General features: G+C 47.4%; 14 protein-coding genes and 1 pseudogene. 6 read left to right on the forward strand and 9 right to left on the reverse strand.

Annotated elements, in window-relative coordinates:
* The first annotated feature begins 110 nt into the window (after positions 1-110).
* Positions 111-1,397 carry an adenylosuccinate synthase gene (locus NYE37_RS01305; protein ID WP_049720737.1) on the forward strand — a complete coding sequence of 429 codons (1,287 nt, stop codon included), beginning with the start codon at positions 111-113 and terminating at the stop codon, positions 1,395-1,397.
* 82 nt (positions 1,398-1,479) lie between these two features.
* Here the strand turns inward: NYE37_RS01305 and NYE37_RS01310 are convergent.
* The 4 genes and pseudogenes from NYE37_RS01310 to NYE37_RS01325 all read right to left on the reverse strand — a co-directional run.
* Positions 1,480-1,687 (reverse strand): annotated as a pseudogene (locus NYE37_RS01310) (VOC family protein); the annotation flags it as partial.
* Positions 1,688-1,746: 59 nt separating this feature from the next.
* Entirely contained in the window at positions 1,747-2,226 is a 480-nt protein-coding gene (gene rlmH, locus NYE37_RS01315; RefSeq protein WP_037998190.1) for a 23S rRNA (pseudouridine(1915)-N(3))-methyltransferase RlmH, read from the reverse strand.
* Positions 2,223-2,414 carry a CxxH/CxxC protein gene (locus NYE37_RS01320; protein WP_037998187.1) on the reverse strand — a complete coding sequence of 64 codons (192 nt, stop codon included), beginning with the start codon at positions 2,412-2,414 and terminating at the stop codon, positions 2,223-2,225. The genes rlmH and NYE37_RS01320 overlap by 4 nt, the downstream gene beginning before the upstream one ends.
* Before the next feature lie 71 nt (positions 2,415-2,485).
* Positions 2,486-3,676, reverse strand: a complete 1,191-nt coding sequence (locus NYE37_RS01325; RefSeq protein WP_340711722.1) for a S1C family serine protease — start codon at positions 3,674-3,676, stop codon at positions 2,486-2,488.
* Between the two features lie 373 nt (positions 3,677-4,049).
* Here NYE37_RS01325 and NYE37_RS01330 point away from each other — a divergent pair, with 373 nt between their 5' ends.
* The gene (locus NYE37_RS01330) at positions 4,050-5,165 is read left to right on the forward strand and encodes a hypothetical protein (protein WP_037998264.1); all 1,116 of its coding nucleotides are present in this window, start codon (positions 4,050-4,052) and stop codon (positions 5,163-5,165) included.
* A gap of 173 nt (positions 5,166-5,338) precedes the next feature.
* Complete coding sequence (locus NYE37_RS01335) at positions 5,339-5,593, forward strand: hypothetical protein (protein WP_037998182.1); 255 nt, start codon at positions 5,339-5,341, stop codon at positions 5,591-5,593.
* 38 nt (positions 5,594-5,631) lie between these two features.
* On the opposite strand, the gene NYE37_RS01340 is transcribed toward NYE37_RS01335, so the two are convergent.
* From NYE37_RS01340 to yycF, 5 genes are read right to left on the reverse strand one after another with little or no spacing between them, the layout of a single operon-like run.
* Entirely contained in the window at positions 5,632-6,423 is a 792-nt protein-coding gene (locus tag NYE37_RS01340; protein ID WP_037998180.1) for an MBL fold metallo-hydrolase, read from the reverse strand.
* 3 nt (positions 6,424-6,426) lie between these two features.
* The gene (yycI, locus tag NYE37_RS01345) at positions 6,427-7,203 is read right to left on the reverse strand and encodes a two-component system regulatory protein YycI (RefSeq protein WP_037998178.1); all 777 of its coding nucleotides are present in this window, start codon (positions 7,201-7,203) and stop codon (positions 6,427-6,429) included.
* A gap of 15 nt (positions 7,204-7,218) precedes the next feature.
* On the reverse strand, positions 7,219-8,598 hold the full coding sequence (locus NYE37_RS01350) for a YycH family regulatory protein (protein ID WP_049720734.1): 1,380 nt from the start codon (positions 8,596-8,598) through the stop codon (positions 7,219-7,221).
* Positions 8,591-10,408: an ATP-binding protein gene (locus tag NYE37_RS01355; RefSeq protein ID WP_445330299.1), complete on the reverse strand. Its 1,818-nt coding sequence runs from the start codon at positions 10,406-10,408 to the stop codon at positions 8,591-8,593. Before NYE37_RS01355 ends, NYE37_RS01350 begins: the two co-directional genes overlap by 8 nt.
* 11 nt (positions 10,409-10,419) lie before the next feature.
* A complete protein-coding gene (yycF, locus tag NYE37_RS01360; RefSeq protein WP_231855191.1) occupies positions 10,420-11,133 on the reverse strand; it encodes a response regulator YycF in 714 nt (237 codons plus the stop codon).
* 291 nt (positions 11,134-11,424) lie between these two features.
* Between yycF and NYE37_RS01365 the strand changes: the two genes are divergently transcribed.
* The 3 genes from NYE37_RS01365 (at position 11,425) to NYE37_RS01375 (ending at position 15,309) form a co-directional block, all read left to right on the forward strand.
* Entirely contained in the window at positions 11,425-12,174 is a 750-nt protein-coding gene (locus NYE37_RS01365; protein WP_037998165.1) for a YheC/YheD family protein, read from the forward strand.
* Positions 12,175-12,375: 201 nt separating this feature from the next.
* The gene (locus tag NYE37_RS01370; protein ID WP_037998162.1) at positions 12,376-12,942 is read left to right on the forward strand and encodes a hypothetical protein; all 567 of its coding nucleotides are present in this window, start codon (positions 12,376-12,378) and stop codon (positions 12,940-12,942) included.
* 312 nt (positions 12,943-13,254) lie between these two features.
* Entirely contained in the window at positions 13,255-15,309 is a 2,055-nt protein-coding gene (locus NYE37_RS01375; RefSeq protein WP_037998160.1) for a sensor histidine kinase, read from the forward strand.
* Positions 15,310-15,314 lie beyond the last annotated feature (5 nt).

Below are 15,314 nucleotides of genomic sequence, written 5' to 3' on the forward strand. Positions count from 1 at the left end.
TATTTTTTATTTATCAATGTTCGACTTTTGTTTGACTCTTTTTACAGGATATTGATAAAATGTGCTTGTGCTAAAGCGATACAAAACCTCGTTTCAGGAGGAACGATAAGATGTCTACAGTGGTTGTCGTAGGTACCCAATGGGGAGATGAAGGAAAAGGGAAAATCACCGACTATCTCGCGGAAAAAGCGGAAGTCGTAGCCCGTTATCAAGGTGGAAACAACGCGGGACACACCATTGTTTTCAACGGAACCCGCTATAAATTGCACCTGATTCCCTCCGGGATTTTTTACAAAGAAAAAATCTGTGTACTTGGAAACGGGATGGTGATTCATCCCCAGGCGCTTGTCGAAGAACTGGATTATTTACACCAACATGGTGTTTCTACCGATAATCTCAGAATTTCAGACCGTGCCCATGTAATCATGCCGTATCATCTGCGTTTGGATCTGGCGAGCGAGAAACTGAAAGGGAACGAAAAAATCGGAACCACCGGAAAAGGAATCGGACCGGCGTATATGGACAAAGCCGCACGGGTGGGAATCCGCATCAGCGATTTACTGGATCCGGAACAATTTAAACAAAAATTAAAAAGAAATTTGGAAGAGAAAAACCGTTTGTTGGAACAGATTTATCAAACGGATGGATTCACATTTGAGGAAATCTACGAGTCGTATTTGGCCTGTGCCGACCGTTTCCGTCAATATGTCACCGATACCTCAGTGGTGTTAAATGATGCGATCGATCAAGGAAAACGGGTATTATTTGAAGGGGCGCAAGGCGTCATGCTCGATATCGACCAAGGAACTTATCCGTTTGTCACTTCTTCCAATCCGGTGGCCGGAGGCGTTTGCATCGGGTCCGGAGTCGGCCCGACCAAAATCCATCATGTCATTGGGGTTGCAAAATCTTACACGACGCGGGTCGGAGACGGACCGTTCCCGACGGAATTGCATGATGAAATTGGTGACCAAATTCGCGAAATCGGGCGGGAATATGGAACCACCACCGGTCGTCCGAGACGGGTCGGATGGTTTGACTCCGTCGTGGTCCGGCATGCCCGCCGGGTCAGCGGCATCACGGGCTTGTCTTTGAATTCACTCGATGTGTTAACCGGGCTGGATACGGTCAAAATTTGTGTCGCCTATGAAGTGGATGGCAAACGGATTGAAAATTACCCGGCCAATTTGTCCCTTCTTGAAAGATGCAAACCAGTCTATGAAGAATTGCCCGGATGGAAACAAGACATCACCGGCGTTCGCAGCATTCATGAACTGCCGGAGGAAACGCGGCATTATATCGAACGGGTGTCCCAATTGACCGGGATTCCGGTGACCACTTTCTCTGTCGGACCCGGCAGGGATCAAACGGTTCAAGTCCGTCCGGTTTATGCTTAAAAGACGGATCTTTGTGAAGACAGGCATATGGAACAATCAAGGACATTACATCATGTAATGTCCTTTTTGCTTTTTTTGTATTTTACTTTGATATGATTTCTATTTTAAACCCGCTAGGTACTTTTACATAGAAAGTATATCCGTGGGATTTTACGGGAGGAGTCATTTTTCAAGCGCTCACGGATTTGGTCCACTTTTTCCCTGCTTTCTTGTGGAAACCCGATATGAAACGTTTTTGGATACCGGATCTCTTTTCCTTTCATCAATGTGAGGACAAATTGGTCATCATCGAACAATTGAGAGGATTATTTTCATACCATCCCTGTATGTCATTAAATTTCTCTTTTGTTTATTTGTGATAGGTTTCTCCCCGGTTGATTTTAAAGGCCCGGTAGATTTGTTCCAGCAAGAAGACGCGGATCAGCTGATGGGGAAAAGTCATCTTTGAAAAAGAAAGGGAAAGATCAGACCGTTTCAGCACCTCGGGCGACAAACCGTAGGATCCGCCGATCACAAAGAGGATGCGGCTTTTCCCGTAGGTGGCCAGCTGATCCAGTTTCCGGGCGAATTCGGTGGATGTAAAAGCTTTTCCTTCGATGGCCAGTGCGATGAGAAAGGCATCCGCCGGACAGTGGCGCAAGATCCGTTGCCCTTCCTTCTCCAAAATTTGCTCTTTTTGTGCCGGATGAACCGGGTCACTCGCCCTTTCCTCCGCCACTTCAATGATTTCCGTTTTGGCATAGGGGGTTAATCGTTTCAAGTATTCTTTGCAAGCTTGTTGTAAGTATTTTTCTTTCATCTTTCCCACTGTGATGATTTGAATTTTCATAAGATCTCCTGCTTTTGAATTTCAAACTGATATTTCGGTTTTTCCCCGCACCATTTGCATCGCGCCCCGGCTTGTTGCGTGTCGCATGGTTCCATGACCGGCGGGGCTTGGTAAGTATCGATGAAATCTTCCATGACGATCTCTGTGTGTTCTTCACAAGCATACCAGACGATTTTTTCTCCGTCCAAAACCTTTCCTCCTTTCGACCATCGGATGAAATGAAAAATGAAACGAGTGTTTCACCCGTTTCATTTAAACATCATGGTTGGAATGATTTCGGGGCTTCCCCCAGGGCAATGGATGCGGTTTGTTTTTCGCCGTGGCGATAGTAAGTAACGTTGACTTTTTGATGAATCTCTTTTTTCGTGTACAAATACTTCCGAAGCTCGGAACTGCTCGAGATTTCCTGGCCATCCAAAGCGACGATCACATCCCGCGGCTGGAGTCCGGCTTGGTCGGCTGGGCTGCTTGGAACCACTTCGGCCACAGCCACGCCTTCACGCACGGAACCGGGCAATCTCAATTCCTCAAGGACATAAACCGGAAGGTTGGAGAGGTCAATCAGACTGAGTCCCAAATAAGGGCGTTGGACTTTTCCGTCTTTGACCAGGCTTTCAATGACCGGACGTGCTTCATTGACGGGGATGGCAAATCCCAGTCCTTCCACACCCTGGTCGGAAATTTTCAACGTGTTGATTCCGATCACCTGGCCGGCAACATTGACCAGAGCACCGCCACTGTTCCCCGGATTGATGGCGGCATCCGTTTGAATGACATCGGTCGCCATATTTGAACTGACTTCGATCGTTCGTTTCGGGGAACTGATGACTCCGACGGTAATGGAACGCCCGAGTCCCAGCGGATTGCCGATGGCAATGGCGGGTTCCCCGGCTTTCAGCGAATCGGAGTTGCCGAATTCGGCCACTTTGGTGACATATTTATCATCAATCTCCAAAACGGCAAGATCTGTATATTGATCGCTGCCAAGCAGTTTGGCATCCACTTCATGATGGTCGCCGTCTTCGCTGGAGATGTTGACTTTAAAGCTGGATCCGCCTTCGATGACATGGTTGTTGGTTACAATGAGCGCTTTGCCGTTGGCTTTTTGAAAGATGATTCCCGATCCGGTTCCTTGTTGGACTTGTTCGGTACTGAAGAAATCTCCCGAAGTTTTTAAATTAATTACGGATACAACAGCCGGCCCCACTTTGTTGACGGCTTCCGTCACTTCGGAATTGACACGGTAACTGGCTGTTTTGGAGTCGCCAAATATAAGTTCCTGTTGTTTGGAATACTCGGGAATGATTCCTTTTCCCATCAAAAAAGTAGACAGGAACAATACAACGAGCCCGCCGATGATGGCCGAAACGAGCGGAACCCATATGGTTGACGGGGAAAATTTTTTCTTCGGCGGTGGATTTTGAACATCGGATTCATCATAAAATCCCATGGCGTTCCCTCCTGCAAGTTAATATACCCAAAATGTTCTTTTTTTTAAACGGCAGTTTGCAAGATTTTCCTGTGTTTCATGGTGTTTCTGTTTTCATTCTACCGGACTTGTGTGTAGTTCATGTGAAAAAGATCAATCAAATCTGGGAACATCAGGTTCCTTCCCACTCCTGGAATTCGCCAAAATCAAAGAGGAAAACGTATGGGATGAATGGAATAGGTTTGTAAAGATTAAAAAACATTCTAAAAGTGAAGGGGAGTGTTTGGATATTAAAAACCAACGGCTTTTCCGTCGGGCTGTCACAGGGTGGATCCTTTCACTTGTTTTGGTTTGCGGTTTCCCTGTCCCGCCCGTATTTTCCGAAGAGGAACCGATGGCTCCCGTCAGTACGAAACCGTTTGTTCTCACCCGCACCGCGACGAATTTACCCGGTGAGGTGAGTAAGCTGGAAGGGGAGCTCAAAAAAAGCGGCATTCAAAAATTGCTGGATGAGGCCAATCGTGAGGCAACGCGGGGATGCAGTTCCCCGGCGCTGAACCAAGTGTCGGGTATTCTGGACAACTGGTGCTTCAACAGCGGGGACAATCAGACGTCCGAATGGTATCCGCAAGGAGTGACGGGAACCGGCGATGCCCAAGCCGATGATTATCGGGGAAGCAAACAGGCGATTTTGGTCAGCTGGTACCATTCCCAAAAAGGGGTCCGGATCAGTTTTCTGGATACGGATACGGGAAAATACCGCCATGTCTTGTTGGTTGAACCTTACACCAACTCGTATGGAAATCCGAGCTACCGGGCAGTGAAAATTCATGCCGGCGGGATCGTATGGTATGGAAACTATTTGTATGTCGTGGATACGAAAAAAGGGTTTCGCGTTTTTGACATGAGGTATGTGTTTGATTTGGGGACCAGTTCAAACGGCGATACCTCCAACAAAGATTTAATCGGGCGGCAAAACGGGGTTTATTACGGTCACGGTTACCGGTATGTGATGCCCCAGATCGGTGCCTGGACAGTTTCCGGAGACCAAACAAAAGACAATTGTGAACCTTCGGGTCCTCCCCGGTTCAGTTTTGTCGGACTGGATCGCAGTACTGTGCCTGATTCGCTGATTACCGGTGAATATTGCAATCCTCCCAATCCGGAAGAGGACCGCACATTATACGGGCGGGTGGCAAGATGGCCGATCGATGCCTCGACCGGGCAACTGAAAACGGCAGAGGACGGGAAAGTTTATGCAAGTGAAGCATATCGTCTGCCCAAAGCCCATGCACAAGGGGCCCTGGCTTTAAACGGCAATTGGTATGCGATGACCAGTGCCGGAGAGACCAAAAACGGGAAATTGTACAAAGGAACCCCGGGGAATGCACCTTCTTCCCGTGTTGCGGGGATCGGACCGGAAGATCTGTATTACTGGCCAAATCGCGATCAGCTATGGACGGTGACCGAGCATCCCGGAAAGCGCGTGTTGTATGCCGTCCGGCCTTAAAGGAGATACGTTGACCCCATCGGTATGAGGATGGGGTTTTTTGTATGACACAAAGCTCTTTAGGAACATTCACTTCCTGATCACAATTTTCTTACTTTGACTATATAAAATAGGAAAAAAGAGGAGATGAATAGAAAAAGTAAATATGCCAGGACAGATTAGGAGTTGAGAATATGGATCAACACAGACCCAAACGGGCGAAATTTTCAGGCTCGTTGGATTCGGTTGACAAATTGGACTTGGCAGGCCAGTTGGCAGAATTGAAATTAAGCTTTTACCAGCAAAGTGTGCTGTTATCCGCGATGATGGATTTGCTGATTGAAAAAGATTTACTGCAAAAAGAAGAAATAGCTCGTATGGCGATGAAAATAGATATGGAATTGGCAAAAGATCTGTATCCCCTGGAACAAAAGCCGACCGAAGAATAACAGGGCAGCCATTCACCGGCTGCCCTGTTTTGTTGCGCTTATTTCACTTCCCGTAAAGGGGTGGGACGATCATCGTAGGTTGTCCACAAATGGACATCCCGGCCGGTTTTGAGTCCGGTCTCTTCCAAAATGTTTTTTACGGTCAGATGGGCCAGTTCACTTAAATTGTTATCTTTGCTCAGATGAGCGAGATAAACATTTTCCCCCATCCCCTTTAAAATTTCCGCCAACGCTTCTCCGGCGTCTTCGTTGGACAAATGGCCGGTGTCGCTTAAAATGCGCCGTTTGACATTCCAAGGGTAAGAACCCATCCGGAGCATTTCCACATCGTGATTGCTTTCCCAAATCAATGTATCCACGCCTTGCAAAAAGTCGATGATGCGGGAGCTGACATAACCCAGATCCGTGACGGTTGCCAGCTTTTCCTTGCCGTGGTGAATCTGGTATCCCACGGGTTCGGCCGCATCGTGGGATACCGGGATGGATTCGATGAGCAGGTCTTTAAATTCCAAAGACGCTCCTGTTTCCATCACATTTTTTAAAGGCTCCGGAATTTCGCCCACACTGGACGGCAAATGTCGCCAGGTCGGTTCGTTCATATAAACGGGAATTTGCAGTCGGCGTGCCAACACGCCCAATCCTTTCACATGATCGATATGTTCATGGGTGACAAAAATCGCCTGGATGGTCGATGCGTCAACGTCCAGTTGTTGCAGGCGCATGGTCAGTTGTTTGGCGCTGATTCCGGCATCCACCAGAATCCTTGTTTGTTCCGACTCGATATATAAGGCATTGCCTGTGCTTCCGCTTGCGAGTACACTGAATTTCATGATTCATTCGTTCCCTTGCTTTATTGGTATTTTTTCAACCCCTTCATTTTGTCCGCGGTTGTTTGCCTGAATGAGGAGATAATCCGATCCCACTTCAAAGTACCAATAGGGAAGCAGGATATGTTCGTTGTTGACGCTGTTGTACAGTTTGGACCGGTAAGCGATGTTTGCGCCATTGATTGTCGCATTGTTGTTGAATTCCCAATTGGTGATCAGGCGGTACAAGGCCGTGCGCAGATTGACCGCGGAGATTGAAGACAGCTTTTCCAAGTGATTAAAATGCAGCACACGAATCGCTTCAATTTGTTTTCCGTTTAAATGGACTTCCACTTTTCCGTTGAAAAGTGGGATTTGGTTCACCACTTGGACATAGACACGCTTTTTTTCTGATGAAAATGCTTTGGAGTAACGGAAGTCCTGAAAAAACGGAATTTGTTGATTTAAAATCCGCTCCAAATCTTGTTCATTTTTAAACTCAAGCCCCGGGGAAAAGGTTTGGATGTAGCTTCCTTGTTTTTCTTTGACCCAGGGGTTCCCCAGTTCGGAAATCATCGCTTTGTACACCGTCAGTTGCCCGGGATAATCTTTTTGTTCCAGTTGGTCCAACTTTGCGTTTACATGGACCTGATCCAGCAACTGCTCAATCTGTTTGCGGTTGATTTGGTCTTCGCGGATGATTTTGGATTGTGTTTGCATCATTTGGCTTAATTGCAAGCCGAGAAAAAGATCGAGTATAAAAAAGGTGGCGATCAGGATACTTTTGGCCCGACTCCAATCCATTTGGGTTCCTCCCTGTCATGGAGAACTAATCCATACTTGCTGTCCGGATGTGGTTTTGACCACCCAGACGGGTGTCAACCGGACTTGTTGGTTGGTTGTGACAGCCTGATATCCCGGATGGATCCGTTTCACGTTGGAAAGGGAAAGATTCTGCCTGGACATTTGTTTGATCAGGGTCTCTTTATCCGGCAAGGCTGCCTGTTTTTGTTGCGGTTCTCCTGTGAGATAAAAGAGAGAACGCTCGTATTTATTGACATTGACTGCATTTTCAACCGGATTGGTTTGTAATTTGATTTCATCAGGGTGAATAAAATTCCTGTCTTTCCAATAAACCGGGTAGCCGTTCATGTAAAGACGGAATGTGAATTCGCTAAAAGCATTCTCTTTGTCTTCCACCTGATCGAGCAGATAATTGCCGGTCCATCCATGCGGCCGTTGCACAAAGTTGTTCACAGCCGACAAACGTTGTTCCACCGGCTGGATTTCTCCGGGGGACTCTTCCACGGCTTCGCTGTAGACCATAAACCGGTTGCTTTTGTTGACGGTCATCATTTGTTCGTCATACATGTACAGATCTTCATTTTTATTGATCGGGATCGGGCGAACCTCGGGATCTTTAAATAACCAGTCAATCATCGCATCCGCAGAGATGTCTTCCAACGGATAGGTTTTTTCGCTCAGAGAGACCGGTTGGGCCGGAAGGTAAAACATCCGCGGAAAAGGTTCGTCTTGATTGGCCGGATCCCACGGTGCTTTTCCGGTTGCAGGCACCGCCTCAAGAGACGGGGACAACGGATGTTTCATCTTTGAAAGCAGGTTTTCCAAGTCAATATCCGTTTTGGCTTGGATGATCTGCTGGTCTTGATCCGAAATAAACCAGACATAGTTTTGCTTTTTTTCCGGGTTGGAAAAGAACCAGATCCGGCTCACCGAGGAAAGGTGCGATATGGAATAATGTTGGGACAAAGATTCCTGGAAAAAGATGTCGGCGTATTCCAGGGAAACATCATCCGGAAAATAAAGTTCAACCCCCGTAAACCGGGTGAACATGTTTCTCCATGTGTCCGGGCTCACCTTCCCTATTTTTTCTATGTCACTGACAGACATGGATTGCATGGATCTTAATAATTGTTCATAACCGGCTTCCTCCGGCAGCAACCAATAATGGGCTCCCTTCCGGTGGACAATCATTTGGTTGGGAGCGGCCAGTTGATAAATTTTCCGGTCGTTGTATTTTTCGTCGTAAATCGGATTGATGGTGTAAGCATCGAGCGGATTGTAGGACCGCTTTTCCCCGGGTTGATTCAACCACAACAAGCCGGTCAGCAGGAAGCTGGCGAGGACCAGGGCAATGAGGAGCCCCGTTTTGATGTGCTCCACCCATTTTTCACTCATCGTTTTTCCCTCCTGTGACAGGGGGCAAGGTAAAGGTGACTAAAGTCCCTTTTTGGTAAACACTGTCAATCTCGATTTCGCCTTCGTGATGATGAACAATCTCTTGGGCGATGGCCAGTCCCAATCCCGTTCCCCCCAAGCTGCGGGAGCGCGCTTTGTCCACGCGATAAAACCGTTCAAAAATTCTTCCCAGGTCTTTTTTGGGAATCCCGATCCCCGTGTCGGCCACTCCGACTTCCACTATTCCTTGGCGGTTGGTTTGCAGCACCAAGGCGACCGATCCTCCGTCCGGTGTGTATTTCACGGCATTGGAGACCAGATTGTCCAAAACCTGATTCAGTTTGTCCTTGTCGGCGTAGACATTGGGAACCGGCGGATGAATGGACAAAGTGAAAGAAATGTTTCTTTCTTCGCATTGTAAACGGAAACGGTCGGCCACTTCCTCAAGCAAAGGTTCCAGAGAAATGGACTGTTTGTTGAAGGTCGCCTTTCTGGAATCCAAATGGGAAAGGTGCAACAGATCCTGAATCAGACGTGTCATCCGGTCGGCTTCCTGCAGGGACACTTTCAAGAAGCGACGGGCAAGTTCGGGCTCTTCCACCGCTCCATCTTCCAGTGCTTCCAGATAACTTTTGATCGTGGTCAAGGGTGTCCGCAGCTCGTGGGAAACATTGGCCACAAAATCTTTTCGTTGTTGATCCAGTCTTTTTTGCTCGGTGACGTCCCCCAAAACGGTCACCGTTCCGTACACGTTTTCTCCCTTCAGCTTGACCGGGGTGAAAGTGGCCCGCAAAATCACGGGATCTTCCGAATCCTGCTGACGGATCTCCAAATAAGTTTGCCACTCTTGGGCGAGCGGTTTGTCCAGGGGTTGATCCAGCGGGAGAATGTGATCGATTTTTTCCCCGATCGGAATCGGACGATCCAACAGTTTTTCCGCCCATTCGTTTTTCACAATCACTTTTCCTGCGCTGTCAAAAGCGATCACACCGTCGCTCATGTTGGAAAGGACCGATTCCAGCTTCTCTTTTTCTTCTTCTTTTTCAGCCAGAGCATTTCTGAGATGGGCTGCCAAATGATTGAAGGCGTGAGCCAGTTGCCCGATCTCGTCGTGACTGCGGACGTCCACTTTCCGGTCAAAATCCCCCGCTGCCATCAACGTGGCTTGTTCGGTGATCTCTTTCACCGGAGAGGTGATGGTGCGGGCCAGAATGACAATCAAAATGCAAGTGACCACCAGCGAGATCATGGTGATCTGAACCAGGATCACACTGATGTCTTTGATGTTTTCATAAGTTTGTTTTAAAGGCGCCTCAACATAAATCATTCCCACATAGTTGCCGGCATGGGACAGGCGTTCGGTGTAGAATTGATAATCCTGGTTTGTGGCCGGGTTGGTGCGTTTCAGCACTTCCGTGGGCTGTTGGGGCAAATTATAGGTGAACGGCCGCTTTTTCAGTTTGGATTGGTTGGGCTCCGTCGAAGCGATGATAAAATTGTTTTCGTCAATGATGTGAATGGTGATGTCGGATTGTTTCAATGACGGAGCCAGTTTGCCAAGCAACGTGTTCAGGTGATTGGAGCGCTCTTCGTCATTTTGTCCTTTCGCCAATTCTTCCGTGACGCCCATTTTCTTTAAGACCTCGGCTTGGGTGCGAAGGGTCTGATTTAAACTGCTCGTAAAATGATTTTCCAGCTGACGGAAGAAATAGACCCCGATCAGCTGCATGGCCATGATAATCATCAGCAAATAGATCACGACCAGTTTCCACTGGATACTGTTAGCAAGTTGTTTCCATCTTTTCAACATCCATCACCCGGCTACTGTTTCGAATAAGGATCCCGGATCGTGTAACCGATCCCGCGGCGCGTGATGATATATTGGGGAGCGCCCGGATCATCTTCAATCTTCTCCCTCAACCGCCGGATCGTCACATCCACCGTGCGTACATCCCCGAAGTAATCATATCCCCACACGGATTGCAAAAGATGCTCCCGGGTCAAAACCTGATTGACGTGTTTGGTCAGGTAAAGGAGCAACTCAAATTCCCGATGGGTCAAATCCACGGTTTGCCCTTTTTTGGTGACGACAAAGCTGTTGGGGTCAATCGAAATTTCCCCGACATTTAATGTGCCTTTCTTTTCTTCTTCGGCATTTGCCTGCTTCAGCGTTTGCGTCCGCCGCAAATTGGCTTTGATCCGGGCTAAAAGTTCCCGGTTGCTGAAAGGCTTGGTGACATAATCATCCGCGCCCATTTCCAGTCCGAGCACTTTGTCCAATTCCGAATCTTTGGCGGTGAGCATGATGATGGGAAATTGATAACGCTGTCGCACCTGCCGGCAAACTTCAATGCCGTCGGCGCCCGGCAGCATCAGATCCAAAAGCATGAGATCCGGAGGTGAGGACAAAGCTTTTTGAATGGCTTCACTGCCATCATGAATGCATTCCACGCTGTATCCTTCTTTTTCCAGATTGAACTGGATGATGTCTGCAATCGGTTTTTCATCTTCGACGACATAAATTTTGGCGCTCAAGCCCATCCCTCCCAAGGTTTTCAGGAATCGGAGAATTTATGGTCATCCACTGGTTTCAGAAACAAAAAAGAAAAAAGTTAAAACCATTTTCCCACAATTGCCTTCATGTGTACAATTTGTTTTTATGTCTTATTTTAACATCGGAATTCAGAGAAAACAGACGAAAAGATGGAAATCCACGGAACCTTAAAAAATCTCCCGGAGACCGGTTTTACGAAAATTGGGCTTTTTATTCCTGATCCATGCGACTTTCTTTGGAATAGGATACAAAAAAAAAGGGGGGGAGCGCCATTGAAACCATTGCCGTATCAGCAAGTTGCCAGCAAAAGATTGAAGACCATGGTCCTGATGAAAAACCAACGGATCCGGCCCTACATTCCGGAAACAAGACTTTTCAGTCCCCGGAACCTGATCCGGATGCTCGGCCGCCACACTTCTTTGTTTCTCAAACCGGATAAAGGAGGAGGCGGTGCAGGGGCGGTCCGGTTGTTACAAAGAGGTTGGGGGCAAATTGAGATCCGCACTTTGAACCGCAAAAAAGTGATTGAGATCCGGAAGCTTTTCCATTATTTAAACCAATGCATGCACCCCGGGAAAAACTATATCATCCAACAGGGAATCGATCTGGGGGAAATCGGCGGACGCCCGTTTGATTTGCGGGTTCATCTGCAAAAGCCTTTTCATCGTTGGCACATCACCGGAGTTTGCGCCAAGGTGGCCGCTCCCGGCAAGATTGTCACCAACCATTGCAAGGGAGGATTGCCGGTGGAAGCAAAACATGCGTTGTGTCAGGTGGCGGGGCATCCAAGCCGGACGATTCATTTAATGAATGAGATCCAGGCGCTTTCCAAAGAGACGGCCCGCACATTAAATGCGGCTTTCCCCGGTTTAAAAGAGTTGGGCATTGATCTGGGGGTGGATAAAGATTTGCGGATCTGGATTTTTGAAGTCAACACCCGTCCGGACTTTAAAATGTTCCGATCTTTGAATAATCCCCGGATGTACCGTCGAATTTTGAAAAACCATGCCATGATCGTTTAAAAATTTAAGAAGAAAAATTATCACGCAAACCATTGCGGGTTAAATGATTTGTACATGCGCAAAGCATGTTTTTTTCGTTTTCGAAAATATATAACATGTTTCGACAAAGTCTTCCCGTTGACGTTCTTGTATAACACCTGTTACCATTAATATTAATTCTAGGTATTTAAAATTTTTTAACGATTTTTTGGAGGTGTATTTATGTCTTCCATTACGGTTGGCGTATATCTGGGGAAAAAGGACCGGTTGGTTCGTTATTGGTACGAAATTTTGCCGAAAGGCCAATTCCCGATGTTGGTCAAATACTGCATCCAGTCTTATCTGAGAAACAACTATTTCCCGTTGCAATCCATTTGTGATGCAAGACAGTTGAAAGAGCAAATCCAAAAAAGAAGCGAGTATGTTCCCACCCAGCGGAATGTCACGTTCACCCCGGAAGACGGTCCGGTTTATCAATGGATCAAAGGGCTGGAAAGCGGTTACCGCAGTGAGGAAATCAAAAACATTTTGAAGGAAACGGTGGTTCACACATTGCTGAATGAACAACCGCAATATCCGCAACGTATGATGGGACAAGTCCCTTACGGCGGCATGGAGGCCCATGAAGCCCAAGGCATGTACCGCCCTTATCCGGACGACACGCAAAAATTGACCCTGCTCAAACGGGAACAGATCGCGATGGAAGAACCGTACCCGACCGAAGGGGATGCAGAGGGGAAGGATAAAGCCACCAAAGGATTCAGCCATTTGGTCAACTATCTGGGATGACAAGCGGGTTTGATGACGGAAAGATAAATGCACACAAAGATGAACGACATCATGGGAAAAAGAGGAATGACAGTGTGGAGGAAAATCAGGCAGAAGGAATGAAAGAGTCCGTTTACTGTTGAGTGCGGGCTCTATTTTATTTGGCTTGATTTCAGACAGAGGATCGAAGTTTGACAATTTTTGTCGAATAAAACAAGGTTTGAAGGATTATTTTATTTGCAAGTGGAAGAAATCAACGAAGAATAATTGCACTGGATGTTGATAAAGAATGAATTTTGACAAAATATAGCAACTAAGGGAGTGCGGATCATCGTGTTGGATTATTATGCACTGGCAGAAAAGGGTTTTTTCTATTATGAAATCCAAAAATTATTTTCGGCCTACCCCTTTTTGCATTGGATGAGTGTCGGATTGGTCACGGGATTGTTGATCTTTTTGTTATTGATTCCGAAAAAAACGATGGAACGGTTTCCGCGCTACGGATATATGGCTTCCGTTTTGTTGACCATTGCATTATTGGATTTATTTACTTTATCCATCCCGATTTTAACTGTTTACCTGATTGTATTGGGATATGTCCTGTTTCGGTCCAATGAGGAAAAAAGCTATAAAGTGGCGGTTGCCTTTTTGTCTGTGTATTTGGTCATCTCGGCGTTGACGGTTTGGAACCGGTTGATGATCATTGAGCTGATCAGCCACGGGCTTTTATTTATATGGGTCACCTGGATGGCAAATCATGTGCGGGATATATTTTTTGAATTGCAAAAACAAAGGGAAAAAATCCGTTTCCTCGTTGATCAAAAGAATGAGGCAAATCAGCGTCTCCGGGATTTCCAGCGGGAACTGGATGAGACGTATCTCCGGGATTCGCTCACGGGACTGTATAACTTTCACGGTTTTCAGGAGCAGGTGATTCGCAGTTTGTCGCGGTTTTGGCCGGAAACGGCCTATCACGTGATTTGCATTGATTTGAATTCGTTCAGGCAAATCAACATTGAAGAAGGCATTGAGACGGGCGACCGCATTCTTGTGCAGATTGCCCGTCAACTGAAAAAACATCTTCCTCCTTCTGCCAAGCTGGCCCGCTATGACGGGGATCAGTATGCGATCGGATTGATGGGGGACGAATCGGTGTTGCGTCGTCTTTTGGAGACCATTGAAGCGATCATGGCCGGCATCCGCACCGAGCAAAGCATCATTCAATATTGCGTCGGGTTTGCCAGTTATCCGCGGGAAGCCAGCACCGGAGGGGAATTGATCCGCTTGGCTGAGGAAAGGTTGCGGATTGAACAGAACCGGATTCGCCACAAAGAGGAGGAGCAAAGAAGGCATATGGAAAAATTGTCGGCGGTCGGCCAACTGGCTGCGGGGCTGGCGCATGAAATCCGCAATCCGTTGACGTCGATCCGGGGATTTGTGCAGATATCGGCGGCGGAATCGGAAGCCGTGAAAAAATGGGAGTCCATCATTTTGCCGGAGATTGACCGGATCAACGATCTTTTGAAACAGTTTTTGAACCTGAGTGAATCCAAGCCGAAACAAGTGACGCGCTTTTCTTTAAATCAGTTGATGAGTGACGTGTTAAGTTTATTGGAACCCAAATCGTTGTTGATGGGGCATGAATTGAAACAAGATCCGCCGGAGGAAGACATGGAGATCGAGGCGGATCCGGAACAAATCAAACAAGTTTTGATCAACCTGATCCAAAACGGGTTGGAAGCCCTGAACGAAAAAGGAAGGGTGGAAGTGGGCTGGAAGCGGGTAAACCAGTATGTCCTGCTCACTGTCAAAGATAATGGAAACGGAATCAATCCGGAAGATTTCTCCCGGATTTTCGATCCTTTTTTCACCACCAAAGGCGATGGAACCGGCATGGGGCTTTCCATTTGTCAGCGCATTATTTCGGAGCATGGCGGGCAAATCACGGTGAACAGCCGTCCGGGCCGTGGGACCACTTTCCAGATTTATCTGCCACTTAAACAAGCAAGCTTGTGCCAAGAAGTTGATGAAGGCCAAAACCACCATCTGGAGGCGGATCCCGATCCGGGGGCACCGGAAAGAAACGTCGTTTCCGTTCAAAAGGCGGAACCGAGGAAAGAGGAGCAAAAACAGGGGGAAGTTGCCGTGTTACAGAAGCCGGCAGCCGGCGGAAAAAAAGTCTCGATCAGCCCGGAAGTGTCCCGGAAAATTGCCGCCATGATGCAAAAAGCGGAACGCACCATCGCCTTGAAATGGAAGGAGGAAGCAAAGGTAAGCCCGATCACCGGCCATAAGCGCCTGAAAGAAGAAAACAGGGCGGATCGAAAAGGGTTATCCGAAAAAAAGAAAACCGATTTTGCCCATCGGGCTGAACGTGCTGTAAAATAAAAGGA

This window comes from Thermoactinomyces sp. FSL K6-2592 (assembly GCF_038006465.1).
GTDB classification, from domain to species: Bacteria; Bacillota; Bacilli; order Thermoactinomycetales; family Thermoactinomycetaceae; genus Thermoactinomyces; species Thermoactinomyces vulgaris.

Bases quoted from the DNA above. Each gene is read 5' to 3' on its own strand.
- NYE37_RS01340 (WP_037998180.1), bottom strand. From the start codon at position 6,423: ATGAAATTCAGTGTACTCGCAAGCGGAAGCACAGGCAATGCCTTATAT.
- NYE37_RS01335 (WP_037998182.1), top strand. From the start codon at position 5,339: ATGGATCAACACAGACCCAAACGGGCGAAATTTTCAGGCTCGTTGGAT.
- NYE37_RS01305 (WP_049720737.1), top strand. From the start codon at position 111: ATGTCTACAGTGGTTGTCGTAGGTACCCAATGGGGAGATGAAGGAAAA.
- yycI (WP_037998178.1), bottom strand. From the start codon at position 7,203: ATGGATTGGAGTCGGGCCAAAAGTATCCTGATCGCCACCTTTTTTATA.
- NYE37_RS01370 (WP_037998162.1), top strand. From the start codon at position 12,376: ATGTCTTCCATTACGGTTGGCGTATATCTGGGGAAAAAGGACCGGTTG.
- NYE37_RS01350 (WP_049720734.1), bottom strand. From the start codon at position 8,598: ATGAGTGAAAAATGGGTGGAGCACATCAAAACGGGGCTCCTCATTGCC.
- NYE37_RS01355 (WP_445330299.1), bottom strand. From the start codon at position 10,408: ATGTTGAAAAGATGGAAACAACTTGCTAACAGTATCCAGTGGAAACTG.
- rlmH (WP_037998190.1), bottom strand. From the start codon at position 2,226: ATGAAAATTCAAATCATCACAGTGGGAAAGATGAAAGAAAAATACTTA.
- NYE37_RS01325 (WP_340711722.1), bottom strand. From the start codon at position 3,676: ATGGGATTTTATGATGAATCCGATGTTCAAAATCCACCGCCGAAGAAA.
- NYE37_RS01330 (WP_037998264.1), top strand. From the start codon at position 4,050: ATGGCTCCCGTCAGTACGAAACCGTTTGTTCTCACCCGCACCGCGACG.